This window comes from Peribacillus simplex NBRC 15720 = DSM 1321, from assembly GCF_002243645.1.
GTDB lineage: Bacteria > Bacillota > Bacilli > Bacillales > DSM-1321 > Peribacillus > Peribacillus simplex.
The window spans coordinates 193,237-205,159 of sequence record NZ_CP017704.1 but is presented as its reverse complement, the minus strand read 5'-3'; the positions used below and the strand labels follow the sequence as shown (position 1 = coordinate 205,159).

At 41.0% G+C, this 11,923-nt stretch carries 11 protein-coding genes and 2 riboswitches; of the genes, 7 read left to right on the top strand and 4 right to left on the bottom strand.

Going from position 1 to position 11,923, the window contains the following annotated elements:
- Positions 1-78: 78 nt before the first annotated feature.
- From BS1321_RS01015 to BS1321_RS00995, 5 genes are all read left to right on the top strand, one after another.
- Positions 79-984: a LysR family transcriptional regulator gene (locus BS1321_RS01015; protein WP_063233499.1), complete on the top strand. Its 906-nt coding sequence runs from the start codon at positions 79-81 to the stop codon at positions 982-984.
- Positions 985-1,155: 171 nt separating this feature from the next.
- Positions 1,156-2,328, top strand: a complete 1,173-nt coding sequence (locus tag BS1321_RS01010; RefSeq protein WP_063233500.1) for an acyl-CoA dehydrogenase family protein — start codon at positions 1,156-1,158, stop codon at positions 2,326-2,328.
- Positions 2,329-2,355: 27 nt separating this feature from the next.
- Entirely contained in the window at positions 2,356-3,930 is a 1,575-nt protein-coding gene (locus BS1321_RS01005) for a class I adenylate-forming enzyme family protein (RefSeq protein WP_063233501.1), read from the top strand.
- 449 nt (positions 3,931-4,379) lie between these two features.
- Positions 4,380-5,807 carry an alanine/glycine:cation symporter family protein gene (locus tag BS1321_RS01000; protein ID WP_063233502.1) on the top strand — a complete coding sequence of 476 codons (1,428 nt, stop codon included), beginning with the start codon at positions 4,380-4,382 and terminating at the stop codon, positions 5,805-5,807.
- Between the two features lie 180 nt (positions 5,808-5,987).
- Positions 5,988-6,206 carry a YozQ family protein gene (locus BS1321_RS00995; protein WP_063233503.1) on the top strand — a complete coding sequence of 73 codons (219 nt, stop codon included), beginning with the start codon at positions 5,988-5,990 and terminating at the stop codon, positions 6,204-6,206.
- A 101-nt stretch (positions 6,207-6,307) separates the two neighbouring features.
- On the opposite strand, the gene BS1321_RS00990 is transcribed toward BS1321_RS00995, so the two are convergent.
- Genes BS1321_RS00990 through BS1321_RS00975 form a run of 4 tightly spaced genes read right to left on the bottom strand, consistent with a single transcriptional unit; the run spans position 6,308 to position 8,991 of the window.
- On the bottom strand, positions 6,308-7,153 hold the full coding sequence (locus BS1321_RS00990; RefSeq protein ID WP_063233504.1) for an energy-coupling factor ABC transporter ATP-binding protein: 846 nt from the start codon (positions 7,151-7,153) through the stop codon (positions 6,308-6,310).
- Between the two features lie 18 nt (positions 7,154-7,171).
- The gene (gene cbiQ, locus BS1321_RS00985) at positions 7,172-7,885 is read right to left on the bottom strand and encodes a cobalt ECF transporter T component CbiQ (protein WP_232522790.1); all 714 of its coding nucleotides are present in this window, start codon (positions 7,883-7,885) and stop codon (positions 7,172-7,174) included.
- A gap of 49 nt (positions 7,886-7,934) precedes the next feature.
- Positions 7,935-8,246 carry an energy-coupling factor ABC transporter substrate-binding protein gene (locus tag BS1321_RS00980; RefSeq protein WP_063233506.1) on the bottom strand — a complete coding sequence of 104 codons (312 nt, stop codon included), beginning with the start codon at positions 8,244-8,246 and terminating at the stop codon, positions 7,935-7,937.
- A 1-nt stretch (position 8,247) separates the two neighbouring features.
- A complete protein-coding gene (locus tag BS1321_RS00975) occupies positions 8,248-8,991 on the bottom strand; it encodes an energy-coupling factor ABC transporter permease (RefSeq protein WP_063233507.1) in 744 nt (247 codons plus the stop codon).
- A 175-nt stretch (positions 8,992-9,166) separates the two neighbouring features.
- A riboswitch (cobalamin riboswitch) is annotated at positions 9,167-9,362 on the bottom strand.
- A 200-nt stretch (positions 9,363-9,562) separates the two neighbouring features.
- Positions 9,563-9,752: riboswitch (cobalamin riboswitch) on the top strand.
- A gap of 150 nt (positions 9,753-9,902) precedes the next feature.
- Between BS1321_RS00975 and BS1321_RS00970 the strand changes: the two genes are divergently transcribed.
- Both BS1321_RS00970 and cobJ read left to right on the top strand, forming a co-directional pair.
- Positions 9,903-10,271 carry a (2Fe-2S) ferredoxin domain-containing protein gene (locus BS1321_RS00970; protein ID WP_063233508.1) on the top strand — a complete coding sequence of 123 codons (369 nt, stop codon included), beginning with the start codon at positions 9,903-9,905 and terminating at the stop codon, positions 10,269-10,271.
- Positions 10,272-10,285: 14 nt separating this feature from the next.
- A complete protein-coding gene (cobJ, locus tag BS1321_RS00965) occupies positions 10,286-11,923 on the top strand; it encodes a precorrin-3B C(17)-methyltransferase (protein ID WP_063233509.1) in 1,638 nt (545 codons plus the stop codon).

Sequence of the window (11,923 nt, the reverse complement as noted above, 5' to 3'; positions counted from 1 at the left end):
CGCTTCCACTTCTCTAAAATTGAAAGGGCTTTCTGTTCGAGGTATGATATTAGTAATAGGCTAGAAGGAGAATCAACCATGAATATTGAACAATTGGAATATATCATAAAGGTAGCCGAGGTTAACTCGATTTCCACGGCTTCAGAAAGCCTCCATATCTCTCAATCTGGAATCAGCATGGCCATTACGAGTTTGGAGAAGGAATTAGGTATAAAAATCTTCAAGCGGTCAAGGTTAGGAACCATACCTACAGAAGACGGAAAGGAAATCATCCAGAAAGCTCTTGAAGTATTAAGTAAATTGGAAGAAATAAGAGACAGTGCCCAAATACATTCAGATACGATGGAAAAAGAGTTACGCCTATCATCTACACAAGGTTTATTTCTTACGGTTTTACCTAAATCGTTGGCCTTATTTAAGAAGAAGTATCCCGAGGTGAAAATCGTGATTGAAGAGAAAGGGGGACAGGAGATAACCGATGAAGTACTGAATGATAAGATTGACATCGGGCTATTAAATATTCCAAAGGTTAAACCAAAAGAAAATGAGTTGGAGTTTCAACCCTTGATGGAAGCAAAAGTGATTGTGTCGGTCAGTAAGAACTCACCTTTAGCCAACCGTAAAAGCATAACCCCACAAGAGCTAATGGACCAAAATTTGGTCGTTTACAATGGACCAAGAATGAAGGCGTTCATTAAAGGTTTTTTTGATCAGTACGGTGAGATGAAAATTTTGTTTTTCACTAATAATACAGAGATCATCAAAAAAACCGTCGCTGAGGGATTAGCGATTGCCTTTTCTTATGATATTGGGGTTAACAGCGACCCTTATTTCCTAAGCGGGGAACTTGTGGGCATTCCTTTGGTGGAGCTAGAAAATAATTCAATGGAATTCGGTTATGTTCGCTCTAAGAAGCAGCATTTTTCAAAAGCTGCCAGGGAGTTTATTAAATGTCTTGAATTCTACACCACTCTTAAATATTAGTTTCCTATGATGAAAGGGAACTAATATTTTTTTGTGTTTACATCAATTTTTTTTATATTTACATCATATATACTTATTTTACTTAAATATTATTTACATTTAAAATTAATTTTATAAGATTTTAAATATTTAAATAGTTTAACAAAAAATTAAATCCGAAAGGGGAAACATATGGTAACGACGCAGGAAGAGAAATTAGAGGTACTTCAAATAAAGTTGCAGGATTTCATCCAAAATGAATTGCTTCCATATGAAAGGGAGCATGGATTGAACGCTGAAGAGGATATACCGAGGGAAGCCATACAATGGGCAAGGAAACGATCCAGGGAATTGGGCTTTTACGGAATTAACCTCCCTGAAAAATATGGTGGACAGGATGTCAGCTTAAAAGGATTATGTATGTTCAAGGAAGAATTGGCCCGTTCCGGAGCGGTGTTATGGGGGCAGGTTATAGGCGAGATTGGCGGGCCGCTAAGAATTGGTCAGATGTTGGAAAGTTTTACACAGGGGCAAATAGAAAAATATGTGATGCCCGTTGTGACTGGAGAAGCGAGCTGCTGCTTTGCACTTACAGAACCAAATGCTGGATCGGATGCCTTTGCTATCGAAACAACAGCCGTCAAAGACGGAAATGATTATATATTGAATGGAAAAAAACACTTTATCAGTGCTGCACCCTATGCTGATTTCGCCATTGTCATAGCGAAAGAATCTCAGGAAGGAGAAAAAGGAAGAATCACTGCTTTCCTAGTAGATAAAAAAACACCCGAACATTCGGGGTTTGAACTGGGAGACATTCAAGTTCCCCTATCTGGAGAGCGCATACATGCTGAATTGAATTTCAATCAATGTCGAGTGCCTGCCGCCAATATAATCGGAGAACCAGGAAAAGGGTTGCTGCTCGGATTGAAGAGAATAAACACAAATCGCGCTTCCCATGCGGCCGGATTTATCGGAATGGCTCAACACCTTCTCACTTTATCTATTGAGCATGCTAAAACGCGAGTCCAACATGGCCGGCCCATTGGTGACTTCCAGGCAATTCAGCATATGCTCGCAGAAATGGCGACGGAAATCTATGCAGCAAGGTGCATGGTCTATGATGTGGTTGAAAAAATTGATCATGGAAAAGAGGATCGAGCCGGCACGTCTATGGCTAAGCTGTTTGCTTCGGAAGTAAATAGCCGTGTGGCTGATAAAGCTATCCAAATCTTTGGCTCCAAAGGCTTGGTAAAAGGGCATCCAGTAGAAAAAATGTACAGGAGTGCACGGATGTATCGGATTCTGAGCGGTACCTCAGAAATTCAAAAAAATACAATTGCCAAAGCATTATTAAAAGGGTAAAACCTTTTTCAAGGGAGGAAAAAATACATGCTGCATAATTTGACATTTCAGTCATTGTTGAATAAAGGAATGAAACGATTCGGCGAACTGCCCGCTATAACCTTGTTGCCAACCGGAGAAACGATAACCTACGACGAGTTATGGAAAAAAACAGAACTTATCTCTTCTTATTTACTTCGTTTAGGTGCAGGCAGGGGTGTCCGCATAGCGTCCATCATTCCAAACAGTTTGGAGAGTGTGATGTTTGGTTTGGCCATCCAGCAATGTGGAGCTACCTTAGTGCCATTAAGTGAAAAACTGGGAAAAAGAGAATTAAAATTCATTTTAAAGGAAGCAAAACCAGAAGTGGTCATAATAGCTACACAGACACACTTTGACACTATTTTTGAGTATTTAGAAGAAATGAAGAAGGAAGATGTGCATGTTATTGGGCTCCCAGGCTTTAATATTAATTATCCGGAGGAGTTTGAACAGTTTCAATGGCGGGGTGAAATAAAAAATTTAGACTTGCCATTAGCTGAAGCGGAAGACATTGCCCTTCTGTCATATACAGGCGGGACAACTGGTACACCCAAAGGGGTCATGCATTCCCAGAAAGGACTCGGCGCCGCCATGCTTTCTGCGGCTATCGAAGACCCGCTAGACGACCGAGACCGGGTGTTGCTAAGTACGCCTATTGTGCATTCTGCCGGCTCATTACTTTGGAGATCCCTTGTTTCGGGCGTCCATGTCTATGTGATGGGCTCATTCGACGCTGCAGCATTCATACAGGCGATAAAAGAACATAAAATTACGACGACATTCATGGTACCGACCATGTTATACAGACTCCTTGATCAGACAAAGAAGATGGAATACGATATGAGCTCCATGCGCAATATCTTTTACGGAGCGTCACCAATTTCACAAAAGCGCCTTAAAGAAGCTTTTGAAGTATTCGGGCCAATTATGCGCCAGCAATACGGCATGACAGAATGTAATATTGTCATTACCAGACTATCGAAAAGCGCTCATTTATGGGCTTATCATAATAATTCGGAAATTTTGAAAAGTTGTGGAAAACCGTGCATTTTTACCGAAGTTCGACTGATTGATGAAGATGGAAATGATGTAAAACCATCCGAGCTTGGAGAAATTATCGTAAAATCACCAGCAATGATGGTAGGTTATTATCAAAGACCTGATCTTACCCAAGAATACATCCGTGATGGCTGGTTCTACACTGGTGATATTGGTAAATGGGATGAAAGCGGTTACCTCTATATAGTAGATAGGAAGAAAGACATGATCATCACAGGCGGGATGAACGTATATTCTTCAGAAGTGGAGCGAGTGGTGAACCAGCACCCTTCTGTTGCATTAAGTGCTTGCATAGGCGTTCCCCATCCAGATTGGGGAGAAGTTGTGTGTGTCGTGATAACTCTGCGAGAAGGATTGAACTGTACTAGTGAGGAATTAATTGATTTCTGCAAACAAAGAACCTCCAAGTATATGGTTCCTAAAGTAGCTTATTTTCTTGATAGGTTTCCATTAACGCCGATTGGAAAAATTGATAAGAAAGAATTAAGAAAGATGTTTGCACAAGGTATTCTAACCATATAGGAGAGGCAGAACAAGGATATCATTAAAGAGCTAATTTCAACCTTGAGACCTACAGCAATCCAGAATATAAGATAGAGCAGATGAATGCAAAATAAGCCTCGCACGTTAATCTGGAATCAGGACGTGTGAGGCTTTTATGTACTATATCTAAGTTGTTTTTGAATAGAAATTTAATTAACGTTGTAGTGAATGTTAAATGAAGTGAGGAAGAAAGATTATTATCTAAGGAAATGATACTGAAATATTATATTTATCGATTAATTCCACCAATTCATGAAGAAAAAAATTGTGTATTAGGATATAATATATTTTTGTATTGGAGATTCATTCTGGGATTTCCTTTTTTTTATGGGCTTCATTTGTTTATTTCCCCAATGGATTGGGAAATAAATTATAGTTGTATATGTTTTTATAATAATAATAATAGTTAAGTAGAGGGGTTTGTTTTAATGGAGATGTTAGAAAAATTTATTAGTGAGACAAATGATGTCTTATGGTCTTCCGTATTGATCATCATGTTGATTGGATTGGGTCTTTATTTTTCCGTCCGCACGAAGTTTGTTCAATTCAGAATGGTAGGGGAAATGTTCAGGCTTTTGGGAGAAGGGGCCACTGCGGATAAAAAAGGTGTAACATCGTTTCAGGCATTTTGCATAAGCACGGCATCGCGGGTAGGAACTGGTAACCTTGCAGGTGTTGCCATCGCGATCACGATGGGCGGACCTGGAGCCGTTTTCTGGATGTGGTTAATAGCACTGATCGGGTCTGCTTCCGCATTCATTGAAAGTACACTTGCTCAAATTTATAAGGTCAAGGATGGGGATACATTCCGCGGCGGTCCTGCGTATTATATGGAAAAAGCATTGAATGCCCGCTGGATGGGCATCACTTTCGCAGTGTTGATTTCGCTTACATTTGGACTAGCTTTCAACTCGGTACAAGCCAATACGATTACAAGCGCATTTAACGAATCGTTTGGGATTGAAAAGTGGGTTACGGCAATCATCTTGGCTATCGTCACGGCTGTCATCATTTTTGGCGGGATCAAAATGGTTGCAAAGGTATCTGAAGTAATCGTCCCAATCATGGCAGGAGCCTATGTGATAGTGGCTTTGATTATAATCATCATGAACATTACCGAGTTACCGAGTGTCTTTGTTCTGATTTTTGAAAGTGCATTCGATGGAATAAAAGAAGTGGCTGGCGGAGTACTGGGAGCAGCCATGATGCAGGGAATTAAGCGCGGCTTGTTTTCAAATGAAGCCGGTATGGGTAGTGCACCTAATGCTGGTGCGACTGCTGATGTCAGTCATCCTGTCAAGCAAGGGCTCATTCAGTCCCTAGGTGTTTTTGTCGATACGCTCATCATTTGCAGTTCGACTGCCTTCATCATTTTGTTCTCAGGTCTTTATACATCGAAGGAAACGGATGGAATCGTCCTTACCCAAAATGCCCTTGGAACGGCATTGGGATCTTGGGCGGGTATTTTCCTTGCCATTATTGTACTGTTATTCGCTTTTAGTTCCATTGTGGGCAACTATTATTATGGAGAGTCGAACATTGGATTCATCAATGAAAATAAGGTTTGGTTAAACATCTATCGTGTTGCTGTCGTAGGGATGGTGATATTCGGTTCGCTTGCCTCACTTGATTTTGTTTGGGGAATGGCTGACTTGCTGATGGCCCTTATGGCCATTATCAACCTGATCGCGATAGCATTACTAGGGAAGATTGCATTTGCTGCACTGGCGGATTATCAAAAGCAAAAGAAAAGTGGGAAAAATCCTGTCTTCCATGTGAACAATATTAAAGGTTTGAAGAATGTGGAATGTTGGGGTGACCCAAACGATAATGTGGATATGAAGAAGGAGGCCTAGGCTCTCATTAAGCTTACATGTAAAGTCCTTGAAAGGGGATTTTACTTGTAAGCTTTTTTTGCTTTTCCCTCCTTTTTTTATCATTATTGAATATTGCTTCGTTTTTTACACAAAATACCTTTGTCTATAATACTGCTGTCAATCGATGATTTGATAATTTAAAAACTAGGAGTGAAAAAAATGGATAGCAAGCAATCAAAAAATGAATCTTCAGAAATTGCCGGAAGAATATATGATGTTAGTGATTATAAACGGGAAGATACTTTATCTTCTGGATTGGCTAGAACCCACGAACAAGTCTCGGATACTTATGCGGAAGGCGAAATAAAAGCAGTTGTAGATGATGTAAAGGGAAGAGATATTGAGCTTGCAAAAGAAAGATCTGAGGAAGAAAAGTAATAATAGGATTTTTGTTTTTTAAGGAACAAGAATTATCGCCTGCTATTCGGTTTGAACCCCTAGCTTTTGGAAAGATGAAACAAGAGCTAGGGGATAAATAATTAATAAATTCGTTCTGTCACCAACTTTTGAAGCAATTCTTCCTTCGTTCTTGGGAAAAGGTCCTTTTCTGTAGGTTTCCTTGATTGATGGAGGGCTTGAAACATTTCAAAAACCCACGGCTTCTCCAGATGTGCCTGCAGCAAAACGTCTTCATCATGGAAAACGGATATAGGATCCCCTTGGTATATGACCTTACCATCGTTCATGACAACGACTTCATCAGCCCATTGATAAGCTAAATTAACATCATGAGTTGATAGGATTATCGTTTTGTCAGGGTGGTGGATACTGTCCAGCAGAGCCATGATCTGTCTTGAGAAATAAGGATCCAATCCAGCGGTAGGCTCGTCCAAGAGCCAGACATCGGGTTCCATGGCGAGTACCCCTGCAATGGCGACACGTTTTTTTTGCCCAAGGCTCAAAAAATGGGTAGGTTTGTCTTTCAGTTCCGTTACTTCTGTTTCAGCCATTGCCCAATTTACTTTCTCCTGGACTGCATTTCTATCCCATCCTAAATTCATTGGTCCAAACGATATATCCTGTTGTACATTAGCGGAAAAGAGCTGCGAGTCAGGATCTTGAAAAACGATCCCGACTTGCTTTCGTAGTGATAATAATGCTTTACGGTCATATTTAATTTTTTTGCCATTGAATCTGACAGTTCCTGCTGTAGGTTGTAAAAGACCATTTAAATGGAGGAATAAAGTCGATTTGCCAGCACCATTATTGCCTAATAATGCAATTTTTTTACCTTGTTGGACCGTTAGCGAAAGATCGTTTAAAGCGAACGTTCCATCTGCGAATTGATGGGTGAGGCCTTCTATATGAAAAATATGCTCGTCCATTCTTGGGTTGCCTCCAATTTACAAAAATCCATTAATAAAGATTAAGCTTCCTAGTATTACAATCGCGACCAGGCAATTGCGTGAGGAATAGGTGTAAGTATCCTCGATATAGGAAAGGTTCTCCTGATAGCCTCTTGCGTTCATGGCCATCGTCAAATGTCCAGAGCGCTGCAATACTCCTAAAAATAATGATGAGATTAGTAATCCGAGAGATCGAATGCCTTTCCTTAACGAACCATACCCCAGCCGTGAAGCTTGTGATTGGTGAATGGCCAAAGCTGTTTCTAAAAAAATAAAGATGAAGCGATAGGTCAATTCTATTAAATCGACCAATAAGGAAGGCACTTTAAGTTTTCGCATCACGGATAGGATGACGGTAATGGGTGTAGTTAAGGTAAGGAAATATAAACAGCTGATGCTGCCTAATACGACAGTGATCAAATTGATCACTGTACCTACGCTATCATCGCTGATGAATATTTGCCAGTTCCCGACCTCCCAGGACCACCATATATTCGAAATCGAAGTAAATTTGCTTGTAAAAGAAAAAAGGATAGTAATTGTACCTGATATTATAAAAAATCCTGGTAATAGAAGTAATTTAAGATAATAGGAAAGCGGGATTTTTGCCGCAAAAATGATTAAAGCGCTCATCACCGTAAAAGTGATGAGCGAAACGGTCATATCCCTTACCGTTAACGAAAATAGCAAAAGGGAGAGTGCAAAAACCATTTTTTCCAACGGATGTACATCCTTTAGCCCATTGAAATAGGCATATTTATCAATGAGTAACATGCTTCGATTTTTCGGGAATTTCTTGTTTGGTTAGCTTATTCCTTTGCTTCGTTACACCTATGAAATAACCAATGAAACCAGCTCCGATTGCAGCTTGCAACGCAAATAATAAGCTTTCGGTTTCTGCACCTGGCGGTTCCCAAATATTGTTGAACCATGGCTTGTATTCCGGCTGGATTTTAGTGATGGCTTCTTCAGCTTCGCCGTCGGCACCGCCAAATTCCGTACCTTGTTGGGTGATTAATGGTATGGTAGCAAGAATGACGACCAGGAAAAGCAGCAGTAAACTTTTTTTCATGTTAACGGGCCTCCTTAGATAAAACTCGCAGCAATTTCAACTCGCCTAGATTGTATTTTTTCAAGAAATTCATCACGACGACTGTCAATAACCCCTCACTAATTGCCAAGGGAATTTGGGTCAGGGCAAAAATCCCTGCAAATTTACTGAAAGAGGCCATGAATCCTCCTACCTCGGATGGAAAAGCAAGAGCAAGTTGAACGGAAGTTACCACATAGGTTCCTAAATCTCCAAAAGCAGCTGCCAAGAAAACGGCAAGAGAGAAAGACCACCCCAATTTAGTAGCGCCCTTGAAGACAAAGTAAGCAATGAAAGGGCCGCAAACCGCCATGGAAAATGCATTGGCCCCTAATGTCGTCAATCCTCCGTGAGCCAGTAAAACAGCTTGAAATAACAGAACGATGGAGCCAACGACACTCATGGCCAATGGTCCGAATAAAATGGAACCCAATCCAACTCCGGTAGGGTGTGAAGAACTTCCCGTAACGGAAGGAATCTTAAGGGCAGATAAGATAAATACAAATGCGCCCGATAGGCCAAGTATCATTTTTGTTTCTGGGTTTTCCCTTACTTTGGACCTAATGGACCGGTAACCCAAGATTAAAAATGGAAGCGTCACGGCCCACCAGAATATAGCCCATTCAATGGGTAAAAAGCCCTCCATGATATGCATGGCCATTGCCCGTTTTGGGACAAAAAGCAGTAAAATGACAAAATAAAGAATTTTCCAATTGGTTCTTTTCATTCTTTCTCCTTTCAACACTTTTAATTTTTCTGATCAATCTTTAGAAGAAAAGCGGCGCCCAACATAAAAAGCACTTCTCTCAAGGGAAAGAAGTGCGTAATGAACAGGAATTTTGCAGCATAAACCAACAATGGGCCTTTCTGCCTGATCCGCACACCCATCCTCGTAGGCTGAAACAGTTTCACACTTCATGGCAGGTCTCCTGGCTTAGGTTCATCATCCCGTTACATCCTTCCCATCTCATTTGACAGTGGATTAAAGTTAAAGTAATAGGACTTCCCTTTACAGTGGCGGGACCGCTCCGGATTTTCACCGGCTTCCCTTTTAAGCTGAATTCCGAGGAATTCAACACCATAAAACTTATGTAATTATTTGAAAATTCTCGTATAGTGTACCATAAAGAAATAATTCCAGCTACACTATCTTTTTTTTCGGGACGAAGTTTGTTGCGAGGAAAGGATTGTAACTGGTTTTACACTATTAAACTTTTCTAAACAGTCGGAATAAACTATTGAATTTTGATAAAGTTGTTATATGATAGATAAAGTTAGTTAGAATGTATAATAAAACCAAATATTTCATTTTTAAAAGTGCTCTTGTCTGAATAAGCAAGGGATAATAGGGAAAACGGTGAAAATCCGATGCAGCCCCCGCTACTGTAAACGCTGATGAAATTGTCGATAGCCACTGGCATGATGCCGGGAAGGGACAAAGTAAAATGAAGCGTAAGCCAGGAAACCTGCTTTTAAAATTGCATGATACTTTTCGGAGGGAAAGGTAGAAGGACTATGACGATTTTAGGAGATTGGGCATGCTTGCCTGGGGCTCCTCATTCATATAGTTTTTTTAAACCTTGACTCTAATGTTAAGGTTTTTTATTTTGCCTTTTCCCTGAATTCAGGAGGAAAAAGATGACTACTTGGAACTTGACGGGTACAAATACGCATCTGTTGATTTGTAATGGGAGCAGCTGCATGAAAAAGGGCGGGGAAGAAGTAACCCAAGCGATTCGCGATGAAATTACTTCCAAAGGACTGGATTTGAAAATCCATACAACCAGGACACGCTGTAACGGAAGATGTAAGGATGCCTGTGTTGTGATTGCCTATCCCCAAGGAAACTGGTATCGAGTGGAAACGCCTGATTTCGGTCGGCAGATTGTCAGCCATATTGATGATGGGGAGTTTGTTCCACAAATGATCTACCAATTCAATGATGGGGAAATGACACCAAATCCAGATTTTCCTGCTCATACGGGTATTTCAAAGAACAAAGCGTAAAAGGAGATGTCTTAATGAGTACAAACGGTAAATTATTCGTCGTGGGCTTTGGGCCAGGGAATTTTGAACACATTACCAAACGTGCTGTCGAAGCCCTTCAAGAAAGTGACTACATCATTGGTTATAAAACTTATGTTGAGCTCATTCAGGGACTGCTTACAGATCAAACGATTATTAGTACGGGGATGACTGAAGAAGTATCACGTGCACAGGAAGCAGTGAAACAAGCGGAGCTGGGAAAGAAAGTGGCGGTAATTTCCAGCGGAGATGCCGGAGTTTACGGGATGGCAGGGTTGGTTTATGAAGTATTGATTGAAAAAGGCTGGAAAGAAGAAACTGGAGTGGGCATTGAAGTCATTCCTGGCATTTCTGCAATCAACTCTTGTGCATCTTTACTTGGGGCACCAGTCATGCACGACTCGTGTACGATTAGCCTCAGTGATCATTTAACTCCTTGGGAACTGATCGCTAAAAGGGTTGAGGCAGCTGCAATGGCAGACTTTGTCATTGCACTTTATAATCCGCGCAGCGGCAGGCGGACCAGGCAAATTGTTGAAACACAGAAAATTCTCCTCCGCTACCGTTCGCCAGATACACCTGTTGGGTTGGTGAAAAGTGCTTATCGCGATAGGCAGGATATTGTCATAACCAATTTGAAAGATATGTTGAATCACGATATTGGAATGTTGACCACCGTCATTATTGGTAATTCATCCACCTTTTTATATGATGACAAAATCATCACACCAAGAGGCTATCAGAGGAAATATACTTTGAATTCGGAAAAGCAAACATTGAAGCCGCATCAGCGTCTGCAAAAAGAAGCGGAACCGTGGGCGTTAGATCAAGAAGCCTTTACCGAGTCTGCTGGAGGAGTTGGATTACTTACAAAAGCACCAGAAAAGAAGCCAGCTTCCTTTGAAATGGCAATGGAAGCCCTGTCGAGAGTCAAAGGCCAAACCATTCAGCAATCCATTAAGCCGATTGTTCAGCAAAAAATAGAGTCGGTATTCGAGCTTGCCGTTAGTCCAGGTGTGGCGAATAAACAATTCACTCCCAAACAAATGATGACACTTGCGGAGGTTGTCGGGGAAAAGGGAACGATGGAATACACGCCAAATCATAAAATTGTATTAAAGATTCCGACAACTGATCCGGAAGTCATTACGGGGAAGTTGCAATCAGCAAACTTTCTATTATCGCCGATTGGAGATGTACTGACATTAAAAGCCTGTGATTTCTGTGATGGTGAAAAAGCGGAATCCATTCCTTATGCAGATGAAATACACCGGGTGCTTGGCGGAATGAAAATGCCCAAGGAATTGAACATCGGATTTAATGGGTGTGGGATGGCTTGTTATAGTGCTGTGATGGATGATATTGGGATTGTCTTCCGAAAAGGGAAGTTCGACTTATTTCTTGGAGCTAAACCGGTTGGAAGAACAGCCCATCCAGGTCAGCCGGTTGCGGAAGGCATTGAACCGGAACAGCTAGTTGAGCTGATTACGGACATTGTCGGGGAGTATAAGCAAAATGCCCATCCAAATGAGCGGCTTTTTAAATACTTCAAACGTTCGAAAAAGATACAGAATTTTTCTTATCAGGACATCGCTCCCAAAATAAACATTGAGCCTGCGCCTTGTGAAGACTAA